General features: G+C 47.5%; 16 protein-coding genes. 2 read left to right on the plus strand and 14 right to left on the minus strand.

Annotated features, from left to right (window positions below; translation table 11 throughout):
- Positions 1–33: 33 nt before the first annotated feature.
- Positions 34–1188 carry a DUF1570 domain-containing protein gene (locus SHEWMR4_RS11000; RefSeq protein ID WP_011622849.1) on the minus strand — a complete coding sequence of 385 codons (1155 nt, stop codon included), beginning with the start codon at positions 1186–1188 and terminating at the stop codon, positions 34–36.
- 352 nt (positions 1189–1540) lie between these two features.
- Here SHEWMR4_RS11000 and SHEWMR4_RS11005 point away from each other — a divergent pair, with 352 nt between their 5' ends.
- Entirely contained in the window at positions 1541–3175 is a 1635-nt protein-coding gene (locus SHEWMR4_RS11005) for a diguanylate cyclase (RefSeq protein ID WP_011622850.1), read from the plus strand.
- Between the two features lie 232 nt (positions 3176–3407).
- On the opposite strand, the gene SHEWMR4_RS11010 is transcribed toward SHEWMR4_RS11005, so the two are convergent.
- The 10 genes from SHEWMR4_RS11010 to SHEWMR4_RS11055 are packed head-to-tail and all read right to left on the minus strand — an operon-like array spanning position 3408 to position 14166.
- Positions 3408–4463, minus strand: a complete 1056-nt coding sequence (locus tag SHEWMR4_RS11010; RefSeq protein ID WP_011622851.1) for a protein-glutamate methylesterase/protein-glutamine glutaminase — start codon at positions 4461–4463, stop codon at positions 3408–3410.
- 3 nt (positions 4464–4466) lie between these two features.
- Positions 4467–5087, minus strand: a complete 621-nt coding sequence (gene cheD, locus SHEWMR4_RS11015; protein ID WP_011622852.1) for a chemoreceptor glutamine deamidase CheD — start codon at positions 5085–5087, stop codon at positions 4467–4469.
- Complete coding sequence (locus SHEWMR4_RS11020) at positions 5088–5918, minus strand: CheR family methyltransferase (protein ID WP_011622853.1); 831 nt, start codon at positions 5916–5918, stop codon at positions 5088–5090.
- Positions 5919–7889, minus strand: a complete 1971-nt coding sequence (locus tag SHEWMR4_RS11025) for a methyl-accepting chemotaxis protein (RefSeq protein ID WP_011622854.1) — start codon at positions 7887–7889, stop codon at positions 5919–5921.
- Between the two features lie 5 nt (positions 7890–7894).
- Positions 7895–8407, minus strand: coding sequence for a chemotaxis protein CheW (locus SHEWMR4_RS11030; protein WP_011622855.1), 513 nt, complete (start codon positions 8405–8407; stop codon positions 7895–7897).
- Between the two features lie 14 nt (positions 8408–8421).
- On the minus strand, positions 8422–10632 hold the full coding sequence (locus tag SHEWMR4_RS11035; RefSeq protein WP_011622856.1) for a chemotaxis protein CheA: 2211 nt from the start codon (positions 10630–10632) through the stop codon (positions 8422–8424).
- 18 nt (positions 10633–10650) lie between these two features.
- Positions 10651–11016 (minus strand): response regulator, encoded by a 366-nt coding sequence (locus SHEWMR4_RS11040; protein WP_011622857.1) that lies wholly within the window; start codon positions 11014–11016, stop codon positions 10651–10653.
- Entirely contained in the window at positions 11017–12720 is a 1704-nt protein-coding gene (locus SHEWMR4_RS11045) for a fused response regulator/phosphatase (RefSeq protein ID WP_011622858.1), read from the minus strand.
- Positions 12721–13014: an STAS domain-containing protein gene (locus tag SHEWMR4_RS11050; protein WP_011622859.1), complete on the minus strand. Its 294-nt coding sequence runs from the start codon at positions 13012–13014 to the stop codon at positions 12721–12723.
- Positions 13015–13029: 15 nt separating this feature from the next.
- Positions 13030–14166, minus strand: coding sequence for a methyl-accepting chemotaxis protein (locus SHEWMR4_RS11055; RefSeq protein WP_011622860.1), 1137 nt, complete (start codon positions 14164–14166; stop codon positions 13030–13032).
- Between the two features lie 253 nt (positions 14167–14419).
- On the opposite strand from SHEWMR4_RS11055, the gene SHEWMR4_RS11060 reads away from it, so the two are divergent.
- Positions 14420–17134, plus strand: a complete 2715-nt coding sequence (locus SHEWMR4_RS11060) for an acetate--CoA ligase family protein (RefSeq protein WP_041408776.1) — start codon at positions 14420–14422, stop codon at positions 17132–17134.
- Between the two features lie 123 nt (positions 17135–17257).
- Here SHEWMR4_RS11060 and SHEWMR4_RS11065 read toward each other — a convergent pair whose 3' ends face one another.
- Genes SHEWMR4_RS11065 through SHEWMR4_RS11075 form a run of 3 tightly spaced genes read right to left on the minus strand, consistent with a single transcriptional unit; the run spans position 17258 to position 20377 of the window.
- Positions 17258–18841: a DHA2 family efflux MFS transporter permease subunit gene (locus tag SHEWMR4_RS11065; RefSeq protein WP_011622862.1), complete on the minus strand. Its 1584-nt coding sequence runs from the start codon at positions 18839–18841 to the stop codon at positions 17258–17260.
- A complete protein-coding gene (locus SHEWMR4_RS11070; protein ID WP_011622863.1) occupies positions 18838–19893 on the minus strand; it encodes an HlyD family secretion protein in 1056 nt (351 codons plus the stop codon). Before SHEWMR4_RS11070 ends, SHEWMR4_RS11065 begins: the two co-directional genes overlap by 4 nt.
- 55 nt (positions 19894–19948) lie before the next feature.
- Positions 19949–20377: a MarR family winged helix-turn-helix transcriptional regulator gene (locus SHEWMR4_RS11075; RefSeq protein WP_011622864.1), complete on the minus strand. Its 429-nt coding sequence runs from the start codon at positions 20375–20377 to the stop codon at positions 19949–19951.
- Positions 20378–20480: the final 103 nt, after the last annotated feature.

The following is a 20480-nucleotide window of genomic DNA, read 5'->3' on the forward strand; positions in this document are numbered from 1 at the left end:
GCTCGGTTAATTTCTATAGTCAAAATTCTCTATCTATCGTTGCCTCCACCCCAGCCAATCTCGATTCAATTGATTGAGCCCGCCGGGATAGGAAGCGAGTATTTCATCAACATTCTTATTTTCACAACGCTGAGCACTAAGGTGCTCAAATAATTTCCTTAATAACTGTTTGCCATTTTTATGCTGAAACAGAAAGCGAACAAAGCTGTGAGAATGTTGATAGAGCGCATCTTGCTTCTGTCCTTGCCAATCTTGTTCTGAACTAAGTAGTTCAACAAGTCCCATCGATAAAGGAGCTCTATCATCCACAAAAATCATATTCGACTTCTTCCGAGTGTTATTGTTAATAATTGATTCATAGCGAGTATTTAACTCAACGGTCTCTAAGAATTCTGAAGATTCAAAGTACTCTGCAAGTCCTTCATTTAACCAGCGAGGCGTACCACCAAATTGTCCGGCGTTCATCACATGAACACTCTCATGGATTGCGGTTCTAAATGCTTGTGAGTCTTCACGATGCCATACGGCTGCCAGATTATGTTGACCGGAGTAAAATCCTTGGCTTGCTCCTACTTGCGAAGCATACATTGCCTTTAATTTGTTATAAGCAGACAGGTTTCCAGCCAACATTAAGTTGACCTTAACGGGATGAAGTTGGCGTTTGGGTAAGTATTTTCGGTAAATACTATCAATGTCTTTAATCGTTGCGCTGAGGCGATCTCGAAAAAATGGTGGAGGAGTTGTCGCCAATGAATCTATCTTCAACTCAAAACTATATTGAGGCTCGGTGTAATGTGTCAGCTGACTATCCTTAATTGCATGGCTACTATAGGAGAAATGTGTCAGCCCTTTTTCATCAACCCAAGTATATATTCCTCTACTTTGCAGAGCCTCTTCCGCTTGTTTTATAACTAAGTCATCACATCCACCATAATCCATTTGATGTGACTCATTATCCACATTCCGAGATGTTGTTTGACTCATTGTGGGAGTGATCTCTGCTGATGCACTGCACCAATCCCATTGATTCACAGAACAATTGCGGTGAATGGGCTCCAGAATGTCTGCCAATAGATGACTAGCCTCAATTCGGCTCCATCGACCTTGATAGTGAAAATAATCGACTAGCAAAGCAATAATGGCCATTGAAAATAACGTTACAAAAATACGCTTTGTGCGGCTTTCCATTGCCAACACTCCCTTTAGATTCAATTACGATTAAGCTGCCGAGTGAACACATAAAACTTGTCTTCAATTCTCAAAAGTTGAATGCCAAGATGCCTTGAAACAAGACGTTATTTGATCAGTCAGCAAACTACTACATCAAAATACACAACACTATAGTATTCACTTAAGACTAAACAAAATATCCACCAGAAAAGGCTTGTTTTGCCGCATTTTCTCAACCTTGGTTTACACTCTTAGGGTATCGAATAAGCAGAAAATCCCACTAATTGTGCCGACTAATACTTATGAGGTATTGCATACGCGCCAGCAGTGCACCAGCTTATCCTATAAATTCTGATGGTGGTGATAGCCTATGAGTCTTGAAGAATCCTTAGAACAACTAAAACGTCAGTACTTACATGCACTACCCGATAAGAAGAAACAAATTATCACCCTGTGGATCTCGCTACGGAAAAACTGGCAGAGCCATATGCTGTCGGCGGTCTACCGTGAAGTCCATAACTTAAAAGGCTCCTGCGAAACTTTTGGCTTGACCGACACCAAAGAGATTGTCGATAAACTTGAGCTGCTGTTAAAGAATTTACTCGATTCGCCAGCTCCAGCGCTGAATGTGATCAAAAGCTTAGATACCCTCTTTCACCAACTGCTGCAAAATAACCTCCGTGGCGAGCCAGCGGCCCCCGTGGTTGAAGCGCAAATGCAGCACAGTCCCTATAAGCCGACAAAAGCACGGCACGAGTATCGAATTGCAATTATTGAGGATGACAATAATGTCGGGGCGATGATAACCAAGCAGCTGCATGAGTTTGGCTTTAATGTGCAGCACTTTTTAAATTTCACCGACTTCCTCGAAATTCAAAATACCTCGCCCTTCGATTTGATTCTATTAGATCTCATCTTGCCCGATTATACCGAAGAGGCCTTATTTACCGCGGCGACCGAGTTTGAGAAACACAATACCCGTGTATTTGTTCTCTCTTCCCGCGGTGATTTTGAGATGCGACTGCTGGCGATCCGTGCCAATGTCAGCGAGTATTTTGTTAAACCCGCCGAAACCACCCTACTGGTACGCAAGATCCACCAGTGGCTCAAAATGTCAGAAAAACAGCCGCTTAAAATTTTGCTGGTGGACGATCAGCAATCCATGGTCGATTATTTTTCCAGTCTGCTTCGCAGTCATGGGCTGATGGTGAAAGGCATGACCAAACCCGAGCAAGTGCTGCCGACCCTAGAGCAATTTGAGCCAGATCTGTTTATTTTCGATTTGTATATGCCCGATGTGAATGGTTTAGAGCTGGCAAAAATGATCCGCCAATTAGATAAATACAGCTCAAGCCCTATCCTAGTGCTCAGCTCCGACGACACTATGCAGAACAAAGTCAGCATCATTCAGGCGGGTTCCGACGATTTAATCTCGAAACAAACCGCACCGAGTTTATTCGTGACGCAAGTGATTTCCCGCGCCCAGCGTGGCCATGATATTCGAAGCTCCGCCAGCCGCGATAGCTTAACGGGTCTGCTTAATCACACCCAGATCCTCGTTGCTGCCCGCCGCTGTTTTAACCTCGCCAAACGCATCAACTCCTCGGTGTGCATTGCTATGCTGGACTTAGATCACTTTAAACAAGTGAATGATACCTATGGGCATTCTGGCGGCGACAAAGTGCTATTAGCCTTTGCTCATTTGTTGCAGCAATCCCTGCGCCCCGTGGATTTTATGGGTCGTTACGGCGGCGAAGAATTTATGTTGGTCTTACCCGATCTGCCCGCCCCCTTAGCCATTGCTAAGCTTAATGCTATTCGCGAGAGCTTTAGCCATATTGTGTTTGTTGAAGATGCCGCCGAATTTAAAGTCACCTTAAGCGGAGGGTTAGCCTTCTCGGCCGAATGCGGCGAGTTTCAAGATTGTTTATTACTAGCGGATAAAAATCTGTATGAGGCAAAACGTACTGGACGTAACCGTTTGATCACTAACTTAATAAAATAAGCCCGACTCTCGCGATATGCTCTGATCATATGTTCTGGCGATAATCTCGTTATGTTAGGGCTTTAAAAAATTGATCAATGGTAGTGTGCATGAGTAACTAAACGAATGCGCACAAATAAGGTTGTTGTGTGGAATGACAAGGTAGCGCGTAATTTGCCATTGTTTGCGATTGATAAGAACAAAGAGCATCGACGCGCTAAGCCTACAATCTCAACAGACGTTGTAAGTGCTTTTAGTCTCGCTTAAGCGAGGCTAAATAATTGAGCATCTTATCCGCCAGTTGTGGCAGTTCGACGACATGATGGATAACGCCGCGTTTGATCGCTTCCCTTGGCATGCCAAATACGACGCAGCTCTGTTCCCCCTGCGCAAAGGTTTTACCGCCCTGTTCATCGATTAACGCCATCCCATCGGCGCCATCTTTGCCCATGCCAGTTAGGATCGCCGCAGTAGTATTGGCCCCCGCGCACTCGGCAACCGAGTTAAATAACACATCCACCGAGGGTCTATGGCCACTCACCTTGTCGCCCTGGGTCAAACGGGTCTTAAAACTGCCGCCGACCTTAATCACTTCTAAATGTTGATCTCCCGGCGCAATATACACATAACAGGGCAGCAAACGTTCACCATCTTCGGCCTGTTTGACATTCAAACGGGTAAGTTTATTTAGCCGCTCAGCAAAGGTGCGAGTAAAGCCCGGTGGCATATGTTGGGTGATCACAATCGGTGGCATCACCGCCGGAAACTGCTGTAACAGCGACAAAATGGCTTCGGTACCGCCGGTAGAGGCGCCAATTGCCACCAATTGCGTGTTGATCACTCGGCTGCTCAGCGCGGGTTTATGGCTAGGTTGCACCACGACGGCAGGAGCTGCTCGTTGGGTTTTCAGTTTAGCGTGGGCGGCTGATTTAATTTTCTCCAAAATTAAATCTTGGTATTCATTAAAATCCTGGGGCGAATCTAATTTCGGCTTAGGGATAAAATCCACCGCCCCGAGGGCGAGCGCGTTAAATGTAGCGTCCGCGCCTTCTTCGGTTAACGACGAAATCATCACCACCGCCGTGGGTCTAGCCTTCATTAAGCGGTCTAAAAAGGTCAAGCCATCCACTTTAGGCATTTCAATATCTAAAGTAATCACATCGGGGCGATGCTGATTGACCATATCCTTGGCCATGTAGGCATCCGCTGCCATGCCAACTAGGGAAAGTTCGCTATCGGCTTCGATCATCTGACCCAATAAGTTACGGATCAATGCCGAATCATCAACCACCAGTACTTTTATCGTCATGTCTTAGTCACCAAAGAGTTCCACATCACCGCCGCTCGGCAAATTCCTGATCCTTAGGCGATACTCACTTTCCCTGTCCATAATGGTGCTATTATGCATTGTTCTGATTTTTCTAACTTTTACTAAACCTGTCGCCGGAAAAAAATATACCTTTCGAGGATAATAATCGAGTAAGTCTGCGGCCAGTATCGGGATTTGCTCAAGCTGCAAATATTCGAGCACAAACTCCGAATTACGCTCGCCGATATTATGGGTGGTGATCCCGTTAAGCATATTTCCACCACCAAACACTTTAGCGACCAAGGCACGGCGCCTAGCACCGAGTTTGAGCAGCTCGTTGATCAATAACTCCATGGCGTACACACCGTAACGAGCTGAATCTGCTAATATTCCCGAACAATTGCCGTTGTCACTCGGCAATAGAAAATGGTTCATCCCCCCAATTTTTAATTCAGGATCGGAGAGGCAAACGGACACACATGAGCCTAACACTGTGACTATCATGGTTTGGTCCCGTGTGGCGTAAAACTCCCCCGGCAGAATTTTAACCGCATCACAGCCAAAATGATGATCAAAATAGCGATTCGGCTCAATAACAGGGTATTCAATATTCGGCTTTGGCACTCAAGCTCCCTTTACCGCCTTGTAGGTTGTATTGCCCACTGGCTTAATAATCTGGGGGAACATATTAAAGTTCTCCGAATGGCCTGCGATGTAGAGTCCATCATCGGCAAGGGAAAGCATCATGTGTTTAAGAATGCTTTCCTGCGTGGTTTTATCGAAATAAATCATCACGTTTCGACAAAAAATCACATCGATAGGCATCTTGATTGACCAAAACTCATCGACTAAGTTGAGCCGGGTAAACTGCAGCATCTGTTTGAGCTCTGGCACCACGCGCACATTGCCTTGTTGTGCCCCGCGCCCCCGCTGAAAAAACGCTTTCTTGCGCTCGGCACTTACCGCCTCGATACGCTCGATAGGATAAATACCCAGTTGCGCCTTTTTCAGTACGCCGCTGTCGATGTCCGAAGCAATGATTTCGATGGGTGTGTTGAAGCGGCCGAAATGCTCCGCGACCACCATAGCAATGGAGTAAGGTTCCTCCCCCGTGCTACTGGCCGCACACCAGATCCTTTTAGTGTGCGGATGGGCCTGCAAATATTGTTTTAGGATCTCAAAGTGATGGGGCTCGCGAAAGAACGCCGTCTGATTAGTGGTTAGCGCATTAATAAACTCCTGATGTTCACTCTCATGCGCCTGCAAATACTCAAAATACGCGGTAAATCCCGCTAACTTGAGCGCCCTTATCCGCCGGACTAAACGGCTGTACACCATGGCGTCTTTACTGTCGGCCAACTTAATGCCGGCAAATTGGTACAGCCGAGTTTTCACCGTATTAAAGTGCGCCGCCGTAAAAACAAACTCTTTCCCTAGAGGTTGATGTTCGCTCAATCAAAAATCTTCCCATTCATCTTGGTCGGCTTTATTGACCTTTGGCGCCATCGCCTTAGGTTTAACGGGCATGCGAGTCACAGTCGATGGCGGTTTAACCGCTAACTTCTTGTGACTCGCCACGGGTTTGGGCGCAGCTGTGGTGTCTTCGTCCACGGTAAAGTTGGCCACACTGTCCGCTAACTGCTGTGCCTGTGATTGCATGCTTTCGGCTGCTGCGGCGGCCTCTTCCACTAAGGCCGCGTTTTGCTGCGTCATTTCATCCATTTGCACTACGGCTTTACTGATCTCATCGATACCGATCGCCTGCTCATTCGAGGCTGAGGCAATTTCGGCCATAATGTCGTTCACCCGTTTAATGGCGATGACGATTTCTTTCATGGTGTCGCCGGATTTGCCGACTAAGCTGTTACCGCTTTCGATTTTGGTCACCGAGTCGGAGATCAAGGCTTTAATGTCTTTGGCTGCGTTGGCCGAACGTTGGGCCAAACTTCTCACCTCTGAGGCCACCACCGCAAATCCACGACCTTGCTCACCGGCTCTGGCCGCTTCGACCGCCGCATTTAGCGCTAAGATATTGGTTTGGAAGGCTATGCCATCAATTACACCGATAATATCGGCAATCTTGCGTGCCGATTCGTTAATCGATGCCATGGTTTGCACCACTTGCTGGATAAGTTCGCCCCCATCGACGGCGACATCGGCGGCCTTAGAGGCAAGTGCATTGGCCTGGCTAGCGTTGTCGGCATTTAGCTTCACTGTGCCCGTCAGTTCTTCCATACTCGCCGAGGTTTGTTCAAGACTCGAGGCTTGCTCCTCGGTGCGGCTCGACAGATCAGCATTGCCCTGAGCGATTTCGGAAGAGGCGGTATTGATGGTATCGGCGGCCTTTTGAATGTCTCTTATCATGTAAGAGAGCTTTTCAGCGGTTTGATTTGAATAGTTTTTCAAATCATTAAAGGTACCTTCGTAATCGTTATAGATACGCGTGGTTAAATCGCCTTCGGCGAGCGCCATCAACACCCGCGCCACATCCTGTAGACCGCGATCCGAGGTTTCAATCAAAGCATTGAGGCTGTTGGCCAGCATTAAGAAGAAGCCCTGCTTACCTTGTGTCTCAGCCCGTTGGGAGAAATCTCCCGCCGCCGCCGCATTGACGATCCGCGAGATTTCCTGCTCGATTTGCACTTCGACCGTGCGGTCGAGCCATTCGACGACAGAACCTAACCGCTCACCCGTTTTGGAAATAATCGGGCTTGCGGTTAAGCGGAAGTGACAACTGGCCACTTTGATTTGCGATTCATATTTACGGTCGAGCTTGTCTAACAGACTGGCTTGATGGGCAGGATTCTTATGGAAAATATCCATCGAGCTGCCAAGAATTTTATCGACGGAGAAATGCGGCAGCGCTTGCCTGATCTCATTCTCTGATTGGCGCAGCATCAATTCCACCGAGCGGTTCATATAGATGATGGTGCGGTTGGCATCGGCGATCATCACATTGGTACTGGTATTATTCAGCGCTTCTAAAATGCGCTGCGTCGCCCGCTCGGACTCTATGCTCTCCGTTCTATCAATCCACTCAACCCCCGTACCTAAGTGCTTATTCTCGCGGGTGATAATGGGCGTCAGGATCAGTTTAAAAGTCCGCTTCCCAATGGTGATTTGCGCCGTATGGGATTGGGTTAGGCGCTCGAGCATATTGCGTTGATGGGCCGGGTTTTTATGGAAAATATCGATATTACTGCCCACCACCTTGGCCACAGAGAACTGCGGCAGCTCTTTGCGAATGTCCGCCTCAGCCTCGGATAACATATTCAATACCGCTTTATTGGCGTAGATAATATTGCGGTTGCTGTCGGCGATCATAAAGCTGTTGCCGCTGTTATCTAATAATTGGAAATAGCGTTGCAGCTCCTCTTCCTTTTGCTGGCGCGCCTCTTCATTTCCAAACACATTGAAAATACCCATTATGATTACTCCTGATCAGACAGACTATTTGCATCAATTAGACCCAGCTCATCACTGCTGATCAGAGCCTGTATATTTACCAAAATGATCATCTTGTCTTCTACCGTTGCCAGCCCCTTGAGGTAACGGCTATCGAAGGCCACCCCAAATTCGGGGGCGGGTAGAATTTCTTCGGCGGCGAGTTTAATCACATCCGACACCGCATCGACGACAATCCCGACGATACGGTCAAACACATTCAACATAATGACGATGGTGAACTCGTTGTAGGTCGCACTGCCCACGGCAAACTTCATCCTTAAATCGACAATAGGTACGATATCGCCCCTAAGATTCAGTACGCCTTTGATAAAACTCGGCGCATTGGCGATTTTGGTGACAGGCTCATACCCGCGGATCTCCTTCACCGACATAATGTCGAGCGCATAGTGTTCTTCACCCAGCACAAAACTTAAAAACTCGACCTCATCGTGGACGCTGTACTCCTGCTTACTCACCGTGTTCGTGCGGTTATCCATTGCGACATCCTTAGTTAATTTTTGATATGCAGTGCAAGTGATTCAACATCGAGGATCAAGGCCACGCTGCCATCGCCCATGATGGTCGCCCCCGATACGCCGGGGATCCGCCGATAATGTTTTTCAAGGCTCTTGATCACCACTTGTTGCTGCCCGACGAGTGCATCGACACACAGGCCAAAGCGTTTATTATTGCTTTCGAGCAAGACCACTATGCCGGCTTCTGGCGTCTTAGCTTGGGGTTCGATTTCCATTAATTGATAGAGGTTTAGTAGGGGTAAATATTCTTCCCGCACCCTGAGTAACCGCTCTTTGGCCAAAAATTTAAGCTGCTCAGTTTGCGGTTGTATCGATTCGATAATGTGTACTAAAGGTAAGATATAAATTTGATTGCCTACGCTGACGCTCATGCCATCGACAATGGCTAAGGTAAGAGGAAGTTGGATTTCGAAGGTCGCGCCCTGACCCGCAACGGAATCAATATCGATGCGACCACCTAAGGCCTCAATATTCTTGCGTACCACATCCATACCCACGCCGCGCCCCGAGACATCGGTAACCTCAGCCGCCGTTGAGAACCCTGCGGCAAAGATCAATTGCCACACTTGTTTGTCCGTCATGTTCTCGGGCAGTGCCATGCCATTTTCCCGGGCCTTTTGCAAAATGCGCTCGCGGTTTAAACCGCCGCCATCATCGTGGACGGCGATCACTATACTGCCGCCGCGCTGACTGGCTTTAAGGGACAAGACACCGGCTTCAGTTTTGCCTGCTGCAAGTCTTTTTTCTGGTTTTTCAATACCATGGTCAAGACTGTTACGAACAAGGTGAGTGAGCGGATCGACTAACTTTTCAATCATCCCCTTATCAATTTCAGTGTTACCGCCCTCAATCACCAGACTGACATTTTTGCCAAGCTGATCCGATAAATCCCGCACCAGTCGATGAAAACGATTAAACACAAACGACACGGGTAACATGCGCACCGACATGACGGCTTCCTGCATTTCCCGGGTATTGCGTTCTAACTCATTAAGCGCGGTTTTTAGCCGCTCACCTAATTCACCGCCCAGTTCATTGCCGATAAGGGTGAGCATGGATTGGGTGATCACCAATTCACCCGCAAGATTAACCAAGGTATCTATCTTGGAGGTTTCTACCCTCAAAGTGGCATCTTGGCTGGCGGCACTGGCTTTTTTCGCTGCGGGTTGGTTACTACTGGCTGGTGCTGCGCTGATTGCAGCAGAGGAAGATAGTAGTTGCGTTGTCTCTGCGTTAGTACTGGTGTTTGCTTGGAGTGGCTTTGCCTCCTTTGACTGTTTTTTCGCTCGAGTCGGCTTCGATATTGAGCTTTCAGTCTGTACATCAAGGGGCGATATCGCATCTTTCATTGGATTGGCTTTTGCCGATGCTGAGGTTAAGGCATCGATTTCACTGGCGAATGTCTCGGGTGTTAATGACTCAAAAAAGCCATAGCCCAGTTCATCATCCAGTCCATAACCATTTACTGCCGAGTCTTCATTTACTGGCGCTGCTTTATTAACGGCAATATGTTCGTTCGTACTGGTCTTAAGCACCGCTGAAGGCTTGGCATTAATATCCTCGGCGCGGATTTCCTTTGCGGTATAAGCCTCATCAAAAAAGCCGAAATGTTCCGTTTCATCGACTAACCCAAGCTCCACTTCATCCTCAAAAAAACCGAAGCTATCGTCTACTGATTGAGTGGCCACGCTTGACGTAACCGCAGCTTGTAAGGGTTTATCTTCGGTCTGATTATTGGTATTGGGATTAGCGGCACTCACCCCATTTGCCGCATTGGCGGTTTGAGTAGAAAAGGTTTCGCCATTTAAGACCGCCACCAGCTGGTTTTTAGCAAACTCCACCTGTTGCCAATCGATGGGCTCCTCTTCCCGATAGAGGTTTAAAATATGTGAAAGGGTATCGACGGTACGAAGCAGAAGATCAATCACTGAGGAGGAAAGCTCAAACGTGCCCTTACGGGTCTTATCGAGCAAATTCTCCATTACATGGGTCACGCTGGTAAGCGCGGTAAAACCAAAGATGCCACTGCCGCCTTTAATCGAATGAGCAGCGCGAAAAATGGTATTTAATTCTTCGGGATCGGGGGCGTCTAAATCTAATGCAAGGAGCAATTGCTCCATATTTTCAAGATGTTCGTGGCTTTCTTCAAAAAAAACCTGATGGAACTCTGCCATATTAATGGACATAGCACACCCCGACCTAGTTTAGCCCAGAACTTTGGCTGTGATAGCTAATAGCTTCTGCGGATCAAAGGGCTTGACCATCCATCCCGTTGCGCCAGCGGCTCGACCTTGCGCCTTCATGTCTTCTCCGGCTTCGGTGGTTAGCATAACAATGGGAGTGCGCATAAAGGCCGACATGCCCCTAAGGGATTTAATGAGCGTCAAACCGTCCATACGGGGCATATTTTGATCCGTCAAAATAAAATCGAATCGTTGTCCACCACATAAATCTAGGGCTTCACGACCATCCTTGGCGAGCACGACTTGGTAATTTGCCGACTTTAACGTCGCCTCAACCATCTGTCTGATCGCGGCCGAGTCATCAACAATTAATATTTTTTTACTCATCTACCATTCCATTATGACTTTAGTTTTATTTCCTGGAGCCACTAATTCATAGCTCTTAGAGAGGGATTTCACCAATAAAAGCCCACGACCCGAAATTTGAAACCAATCTGTTATTGCCTCCTGCTCATTAGGAAGATAACCCTCTCCACTGTCTGAAACGCTAATCCAAAGTTCGCTGAGTTGCGCATGCCATTCAAGCTCAACTTTGACCCAATCTTCAGCCTTAAGCTTGTCGATGCTGCTTTCACGTATACTGTGATATAACTCAAAACGTTCAGGATCATTTTTAAGACGAGAGTCTAACTTGAGTACACCATGGTCAACTGCGTTAGTAACTAACTCAGAAACAACAGTAAATACTCTCTGACTAAACGTAGTAGAAAACCCAAAAATATTCAAAAACTGATTCAGTGAATTTAAATAATCCACATTCAACAACATGGCCCCCATCATTTTAATGGCCCATGCAAACTCTCCCCGCATACAAATTTGACTCGATTTATGTTCTCGTTCTCGATACCAATTATGTAATAACTCAAAATCGAGTACACAGACCGCAATATCATCTGTGATCTCATGTTCAAAAATGGTTTTGAGTTTTGTTCTTAGGTATTCGGTTAAATCGCGGCCATAGAAACTCAGCAGCGAAATCACGCTATCCATACCAAAAAATGCGCCGCCTTTGCTCTTACTCTGCTGTTCAATTAACCCGTCACTGAGTAAACAGATCCGGCCCGTACGCGGAATGGGGAAAGTGGCAATATTGGCCACAAACGCACTGGGAGATAAAATCCCTAACGCCATGTTTTTAGAGCGGTATTTCTGTATATGCTCATGCTCGGCATAAGCCGAATCGCTTTCCAATTCATCTTGATAAAGCAATGCGTCCGGCATGCCGCCATTCCAAAGATTGATTTGATTTTTAAAGAAATCTATCTCTAAGACCACAGCCGCCACAAAACGATCGCCAGGGCTATCTTCATATACGTTAGCATTAAGTTCATAAATCAAACTGACGAGATTAAAGCCTTTCGCGACCATGGCCCTAAAGGTATTGGCCACCCGCAAAATCGGCATAGCCGCGCTTAATCCATGGCCAGTCGAATCCGCAATAATTAAAAAGAAGTTTCCGTTGGGACCAACGGTATTAAGAATAATATCGCCGCTAAAATTAGCACTGGCTTGGGTAAAGGATTTAACGAAATCAAAACTGGCATTGCGAATATTAACGAGGTGCTCAAATAAATGTCTTGCCATTTGTTCTTCGCGGGCTTTTTGATACAACATTTTTTCCAATATTGAACGTTGCTGCTTAACTTGCTTCTCTAAGGAAAAATGCGCTAAAAGCCCTTCAACTTTATGCCAGAAGAGTTCTAAATTAATCGGTTTAATAATAAAATCTAAGGCGCCTAACCGAAAGCAGGATAATATCTTTTGATATTCATTATCCGCACTGATCACAATAACAGGGACGGTTGGCTCACGGTATCGCAATCTTTCTAGTAAGGTTAGTGCGGTACCATCGGGCAAATAATAGTCTAATAAAATAAGCTCGATATTTTGCTGATTAATTTCTTCATAAGCTTCTTCTAGATTACAGCAAGTGATCACCCCCCACCCTTTACTGTGAATAAACGCCGTAAGAATTTGGTTTGTGACTAAGTCATCATCAATGACCAGAATATAACGTTGGCTTTTAGGCACTTATTCATCCCGTTCAACAAGATACAAACGTCCCATATTGGCAATGGTAATAATTTCTTCGGCTTGCCCATGTAATCCACGAATCGCAGTGCTGATCTGACGCTCAAGCGCCTTACGATGTAGCAGCACCATCATCCCCAGCGCCGAACTATCAATGTAAAGCACGCGGCTAAAGTCCAACACTAAGTGCTTAATATCTTCTTCGAGAAAGGCTTTTTGATAGTCGCTGGTGAATTTTTTATGATGATAAAAATCAAAACGTTCAGGCAAAGAGATATAGAAAATATTAGCCATCAGAATCGTCCCTGTTTAGAAAAGCTCAATCTCACCACAACTAATTTGACTTGCGGATACTGGATTATGAGTGTTGGTACGCCGACTACTGATCTGAGAAACCAGGCCATCGCAATGTTCATCGAATTCTTCAGGCGACATTGCCGTGACTCGATTAATAGATTCACGCAAATGTTTCAGACTCTGATTGGTGTAAATCAAACTTTGCGAGGTAATATCGCTAAATTGTAAACCACGGATCGTATCGGCGATGGCGCTTTCTAATTCGTGTGCAGAAGTGTCGATCCGTTCGATAACCACAGCGTCTTTTTCTGCTTTAACAATAATTTGTTTCAATGCCGTATCGAGATCTTTTTTCGCCTCGATAATGTAAGACATATCCTGAGCAGCCACTTTACTCACTTGATGGGTTAACTGTTCAATTTGCACTTGAATTGTATGTAATTGTTTTTGAATACTTTCGCTAAAACCAGCGCTGCGGTTAGACAAGGCGCGCACCTCATCGGCCACCACAGCAAAGCCTCTACCCGCATCCCCTGCACGGGCGGCCTCAATTGCCGCGTTCAAGGCCAGTAAATTGGTTTGCGAAGAGATTTGGTCGATATCCTTTAATGCCTTCATCGCTTGGGGCATAGATTCATAAATCACATTCACTTTCTCGAGCAAATCGATATTAGAGGCTGACATTTCAATGGTCGATTGAATAAAACGCTCCAACGTGGTCGAGGTGTTATTGGCAAATAACTTCATCTGCTCTGAATGGAAAATCTCTTCATCATCGTTGCTATGCACCAGTGCTGAGATAAACTCGCTTTGCTCATTCATCAGCTTTCCAAGACCATCGAAGGCGCCGCCCAATAGGTTGACCGCATCCGACTGCACCGACAGCACATCGTCGATACTCTGCTCGCAGGTTTTTAATGAGACTGATACTTCTTGATAGAGATTAAGCTGATCTTGCCAATCGGCGCGGGCACTTGGAGTAGCATAGGCGTGAGTGGCGGTTTGAGATGCTGAAGATTGTCGATAAAACTGCCAAGCAAGCATGATTATCACGGCAATTAAGGGACTCAGTACAAAGCTGACTAAGCTGCCGATGAAATATCCTATTACTGCAGCAAACACTGCAACAATGCCATCCTTGTATGTCATAGAGACTTCGCAATTATTGATCTGTGATTAAAAAGTAGTTTCATATTCAGGGGTTTTCAAACAGCTAATCGACTTTTTTCACTAAAATCAGAACGGCATGCGCAAAATGGATACGCTATACAGGCATTCGGTCTGCAGTCAGGCGAATGACTGATTAATGTAGAGACTTGTCTAGTGGATACATAAACTTAGCTGTGCAGCCACTACAGGCTAGGTTACACTGGCGATGTCTTCGACTGGGATGGGATCTTTTATGAGTCAACGTACATTACACTCCTTATTTAAACCCACATCCGTAGCCATTATTGGCGCCTCCAATAGCGAGAAACGTGCCGGTAATGTGCTGATGAAAAACCTGCTCTCGAGCGGATTTTCTGGCCCCATCATGCCCGTGACGCCAAAATACCGCGCCGTGATGGGGGTGCTTGCTTATCCCAATATTGAAGCCTTGCCGATAAAGCCCGATTTAGCGGTCATCTGTACCCGCGCCAGCCGCGTGCCCGCCATCGTCGAAACCCTAGCCCAATTCGGCTGTAAAGTGGCGATTATCATGGCCTCCGGCATGGCACAGGAAGTCAATGAAGAAGGTGTCAGCCTACTCGACTTAGCCATGCAACATGCTAAACGCTACGGCATGCGCATTCTTGGCCCCAATAGTTTGGGGATGTTATTGCCGCCGCTAGGACTCAATGCCAGTTTGGCCCATGCCAGCGCCCTGCCCGGCAAAATTGCTTTTGTATCGCAATCAGCCGCCATTTGTACCACAGTGCTGGATTGGGCGAATAACAAAGGCATTGGCTTCTCATCCTTTATTTCCCTTGGGGATGCCACCGATATTAACTTCGATGAATTACTCGATTTCCTCGGGCGCGATAGCCGTACCAGCGCCATCATGTTGTATATCGATTCGGTCAATGAAAAGCGCCATTTCCTCTCCGCCGCCCGCGCCGCTTCCCGCAATAAGCCCATATTAGTGATTAAATCCGGCCGCAGCGCTGAAGGCGTGCGTGCCGCTAAATTACATACGGGTGGGATTGGCGGCAACGATGCCGTGTATGAAGCCGCCTTTAGGCGCGCGGGTATGCTGCGGGTAAATGATTTGATTGAACTTTTTGCCGCAGTAGAAAGTCTCGCCCACTCTAATCCATTGCAGGGCGAGCGATTAGGCATTATCAGTAATGGTGGCGGCCCCGCGGTATTAGCCGTCGATGAACTGATCCTACGCGGTGGTAAACTGGCAGAATTATCCCAAGACACCATAGCGAAACTCGATGCCGTACTGCCCAATACTTGGTCGAAACAAAATCCCGTCGATATTATCGGCGATGCCAACGCCAGCCGTTACTCCAGCGCGCTTAATATCTTGATGGATTGTGAAGAATTAGACGCCATCTTAGTGCTGCATTCGCCGTCCGCCCTTGGCGAAAGTGTCGAGATTGCCGATGCCTTAATTAAAGTGATCCACGCGCATCCGAAGAAAAACCGCTTAAATATCCTCACCAACTGGAGCGGTGAAGACTCGGCCTATCAGGCCCGCAAACGCTTTACCAAGGGCGGCATCTCTACCTATCGCACCCCCGAAGGTGCGGTCGGTGCCTTTATGCATATGGTGGAATATCGCCGTAACCAAAAACTGCTGCAGGAAGTGCCGCAGTCGATCCCCGACAATATTCCAACCGATAGCCAAACGGCGCGAAAACTGCTGCAAGCGGCGCAGGCCAAGGGCAAAGCGGTGCTCGAAACCCACGAGGCTAGCCCGATTTTGCGCGCCTATGGTCTCAATACTATCGACACTTGGTTTGTCAAAGATGCCGATGAGGCCGTCGCCATCGCCAACGAGGCGGGTTATCCCCTCGCGCTCAAGGTGCAATCACCGAATATTTTGCATAAATCCGATGTCCACGGCGTCATGCTTAACCTCACCTCGGCAGATGATATTCGCCATGCCGCCAATGCAATTACCCAGAGGGTGCATCAGGCCAATCCCGACGCGATTATCGAGGGCATGATAGTGCAGAAGATGGCCTTGACCGCGGGCGCGCAGGAAATTCGGGTCGCCGTGATAAGTGATCCCGTGTTCGGCCCGGCCATCTGTTTAGGTGAAGGCGGCTCGGAGTGGGATCCGACTCAAGATGCCGCGGTCGCCTTGCCGCCACTCAATATGGCACTGGCCCGCTACATGGTGATCCAAGCTTTAAAGACCCATAAGTTAAAGGACAGGCATTTACCGCTGGGGCTGGATATGAACGCCCTATGCGTGATGCTGACGCAAATTTCCCACATCATCATCGACTGCCCAGAGATAGCATCATTAGATCTTAACCCTGTGCTGGCGGCGGGGGAAAACATCACCCTGCTCGATGTGAATATCCGTCTGCACGATGCCAATACCGATAATACCTCGCGCCTTGCCATCATGCCTTATCCCAAGGAATTAGAGGAATTTGCCGAGCTTAAAAATGGCCTTAAAGTCATGCTGCGCCCGATTCTGCCCGAGGATGAGCCCAAGCATTTGGCCTTTGATAATTCCCTCTCCGATGAAGATAGATACAAACGCTACTTTGGTGTGCGCTCTAAGATGACCCACGAGGAAATGGCAGTACTGACCCAAATCGACTATGCCCGCGAAATGGCGTTTATCGCCACCGCCAAGGGGCCGGACGGTGATGACATTACCTTAGGTGCGGTCAGGGCCTCCATCGATCCCGACAATACCGAAGCCGAATTTGCCATGGCGGTGCGAGGCGATCACCAAGGTATTGGGCTGGGTAAATTACTGCTCGAAAAATTGATTAAATACTATCAAGCCAACGACACTCCAGTGCTGACGGGCTTTACCATGTTTGAAAACCGTAATATGGCAAGCCTTGCCAAGAGCTTAGGCTTTAAGGTCACCTTCGATATGGAGGAACATTTGATCAAAATGCATATGGATCTTAAGGCGCCCAATGCCAATAGCAGTCAATAGCGCGAAGCAAGCTTCGGTTCGCTGAACACAATAAAAAACGCCGCACTCAAAAGATGCGGCGTTTTTATTTATCATGCAGTTAGCGCTTAGCTGAACCCACTAAACCCCGATTTACTGATCGCCTTAAAGCTTTGGTTTTTTATGCACGCCTTTAAGCAGAAACACTAAGGGCACGGCGGATAACGTCACCCACATCATTAATCTAAAGTCCTGCAAATAGGCCAAGGTAGCCGCCTGACGATTCACTTCGGCATTGAGTAATGCCATGCCCTGCGTCGTCGATAAATCAACGGCATGAACATCAACAGCATGTTGCAGCGCAAAACTAAAGGGATGAATGTAATCGGCAAACACCGCATGATTCATCTGTGTGTGCTGAGCAAGATAGGTGATCACCACAGAGATCCCTATGCTGCTGCCGATATTTCGCATCAGACTAAAGAGCGCAGTCCCCTCATTACGGTATTTCGCCGCTAAGGTTGCAAAGGTAATGGTCGAGAGCGGTACAAAGATAAACCCTAAGCCAAGGCCCTGGATAACCCCAGTGCGCACTATGTCCCAGCCGGTAATATTGGTGTTAAAACCCGTCATCTCCCATAGGGACAAAATAGTGAGCATCAAACCTAAAAAGATTTGGTAGCGCACATCCACTTTGCCGGCGAGCTTACCCACAGTCATCATGGCGATCATAGTGCCGACGCCCCTTGGCGCCAGCAAGTAGCCCACATCAATCACAGGATAACCTAACAGGTTCTGCATAAACGGCGGCAGTAAGGCCATGGTCGCCAGCAGAATAATCCCAATGATAAAGATGAAGATAAGCCCCACACTGAAGTTTCTGTCCTTAAACAGCCCTGGCTCAATAAAGGGATGTTTATGGGTAAAGATATGGGCCACAAACAAATAAAACGCCATGCCAGCAATAATGGCTTCGATAACAATTTCGCGACTAGAAAACCAATCGAGGGATTCTCCCCTATCGAGCAACATTTGCAAGGCGCCAATGGCCAGACTCAACATGGCAAAACCGAGTAAATCGAACTTACGGCTATGGTCCAGTGGCGTTTCTTTCACATAGGCGGCAAGACCAAACCAGGCCAATAGCCCAAAAGGCAGATTAATATAGAACACCCAGCGCCAGTTGTAATACTCAGTTAACCAACCACCGAGGGATGGCCCCAAAATCGGCCCGACCATCACACCCACTCCCCAAAGGGCCATGGCCGAACCATGGCGCTCTGGCGGGTAACTGTCGAGTAATACCGATTGGGATAAAGGCACTAAGCTGGCACCAAACACCCCTTGCAATAAGCGAAATAACACAATTTGCTCGAGGTTTTGCGCCGCGCCGCAGAGCATAGAGGCAATCGTAAAGCCCACCACAGCCCACATAAATACCCGTTTACGCCCAAGCCTTGCGGTTAAAAAACCCGTCAGCGGCATAAAAATCGCCGCGGCCACAATATAGGAGGTTAACACCCAAGAGATTTGATCCTGAGTTGCCCCCATGCTGCCCTGCATATGGGGCAAGGCCACGTTGGCAATCGTAGTATCCAGCGCTTGCATAATGGTCGCCAGCATCACCGAAAGCGTGATAAACCCAAGGTGTTGCTCAGACTTAGGTTTAGTATCGGCTTGCAAAGCGTCGCTCGAATTCACGCCCTCAGCTTGGGCATGGTCTTGCCCTGCGATTACTTGCTGACTCACAGACTAAAACCCAACAACTTACGTTGATATTCAGTATCGATATCCACCACGGCGCTTAATCCGGCACGCAGCGGCGCCTCGGGTAACACAGTATCAATGGCAATTCGCACCGGAACGCGCTGGGCGATTTTCACCCAGTTGCCCGTGGCATTTTGCGCGGGGATCAGCGAGAACTCAGCGCCGGTTGCCGGACTTAAACTCTCGACCGTACCTTGCCAGCGATTGTCGGGAAAGGTATCGATATGGATATTGACCTTTTGTCCGGGTTTGACGTGGGTTAAATCGGTTTCGGTGAAGTTAGCCTCAATCCAGAGGGCATGATCGGCCACCAGCGCTAAAGCGATGGCGCCAACATTCACATATTGTCCCAACTTAGGCAGTTGGCTAACGACACCTGATACTGGGGCTTTAATCTCCACGCGGCTTAAATCAAGCTTGGCTTCATTTAATTGGGCTAAAGCTTCTAAATAACTGGGATGTTGTTCAATCGGAAAATCGGGGCTGCCACCTAAGCTTTCGGCAATGCGGTGTAAATCTTTTTGCAGGGTCTGAATATTCTGCCGCGCGATATCGGTATTTTGTCTTGCATCTTCAAGCTGAGATTCGGACACAAAGTGTTTACCGATTAAATTCTCCTGCCGCTTTTGCTCTTTCTCGGCAAAGGTTAACTTGGTTTCAGCTAGGGTAATTTCGGCTTGTTTCTCATGGTAACTCGCCTTGAGTACCGCTAAATCGGTTTTGACCTGTGCCAGTTTGGCGCTTGCCTTATCGACCATCACCTTAAACATGGCATCGTCGAGGCGAAACAACACTTGCCCCTTTTCAACCCGTTGGTTTTCCACCACATACAAGCTGTCCACATTCCCGGCCACTTGAGCACTCACGGGGACTTTATCCGCCTTCACGTAGGCGTTATCGGTTTCCATGTAGCGGCCGCCATGCAGATAAACCGCACCTATGGTCAAAACAGATAACAGAGGAACCACAATCAGTAACACGCTGCGTTTTTTACGCATATTACCTTGAGGGGCTTGAGGGTTTGCGTCACTCATTACTACAACTCCAACTTCGCGAATTTTTTATAACAGGAAAGACGATCAGCTTTGATTAGACTGAAAAATTTTTATGAATTTGCGACAACAAGCGGACCACCATCTGTGACTCGGCTTCATCGAATCCTTTAAAGGCTTGGGCGTACACTATGGTCACGGCGCGTTCAATTTCGGCCAAATGGGGCGCAGCCGCTTCAGTCAAAAATAACTGAAAAGCGCGTCTGTCCTTGGCATCGGGCCTACGTTCAACCAAACCTGCGTCACACAACACATCAATTAATCTCGCGGCCGTGATAGGTTTAATTTCGAGGCGATCCGCCAGTTCAATCTGTTTAAGACCTTCGTTGCGCTCGATATGTAATAAGGCTCTCGCCTGAGACAGTGTCAGCGAGCAGTCTGCCGTGGGCCTGTAGGTTTCTTGGAATACGCGGCGCATCATGCGGGTAATATCACTTAAGAGTGCGCCTAGGGTATTTGATGCCATTTTAATAAGTCATCCACATAGTAAGCATTGCTTATTATATGGATGATAAAAGATGTAAAGCAATTTCCAACTTGAGCAACATAGGTAACAAAATGCAAAAGCG

The sequence above is a fragment of the Shewanella sp. MR-4 genome, from assembly GCF_000014685.1.
GTDB lineage: Bacteria > Pseudomonadota > Gammaproteobacteria > Enterobacterales > Shewanellaceae > Shewanella.

Bases quoted from the DNA above. Each gene is read 5' to 3' on its own strand.
- SHEWMR4_RS11035 (WP_011622856.1), bottom strand. From the start codon at position 10,632: ATGTCCATTAATATGGCAGAGTTCCATCAGGTTTTTTTTGAAGAAAGC.
- SHEWMR4_RS11000 (WP_011622849.1), bottom strand. From the start codon at position 1,188: ATGGAAAGCCGCACAAAGCGTATTTTTGTAACGTTATTTTCAATGGCC.
- SHEWMR4_RS11030 (WP_011622855.1), bottom strand. From the start codon at position 8,407: ATGGATAACCGCACGAACACGGTGAGTAAGCAGGAGTACAGCGTCCAC.
- SHEWMR4_RS11055 (WP_011622860.1), bottom strand. From the start codon at position 14,166: ATGACATACAAGGATGGCATTGTTGCAGTGTTTGCTGCAGTAATAGGA.
- SHEWMR4_RS11040 (WP_011622857.1), bottom strand. From the start codon at position 11,016: ATGAGTAAAAAAATATTAATTGTTGATGACTCGGCCGCGATCAGACAG.
- SHEWMR4_RS11075 (WP_011622864.1), bottom strand. From the start codon at position 20,377: ATGGCATCAAATACCCTAGGCGCACTCTTAAGTGATATTACCCGCATG.
- SHEWMR4_RS11010 (WP_011622851.1), bottom strand. From the start codon at position 4,463: ATGACGATAAAAGTACTGGTGGTTGATGATTCGGCATTGATCCGTAAC.
- SHEWMR4_RS11025 (WP_011622854.1), bottom strand. From the start codon at position 7,889: ATGGGTATTTTCAATGTGTTTGGAAATGAAGAGGCGCGCCAGCAAAAG.
- SHEWMR4_RS11005 (WP_011622850.1), top strand. From the start codon at position 1,541: ATGAGTCTTGAAGAATCCTTAGAACAACTAAAACGTCAGTACTTACAT.
- SHEWMR4_RS11050 (WP_011622859.1), bottom strand. From the start codon at position 13,014: ATGGCTAATATTTTCTATATCTCTTTGCCTGAACGTTTTGATTTTTAT.
- SHEWMR4_RS11070 (WP_011622863.1), bottom strand. From the start codon at position 19,893: ATGAGTGACGCAAACCCTCAAGCCCCTCAAGGTAATATGCGTAAAAAA.
- SHEWMR4_RS11060 (WP_041408776.1), top strand. From the start codon at position 14,420: ATGAGTCAACGTACATTACACTCCTTATTTAAACCCACATCCGTAGCC.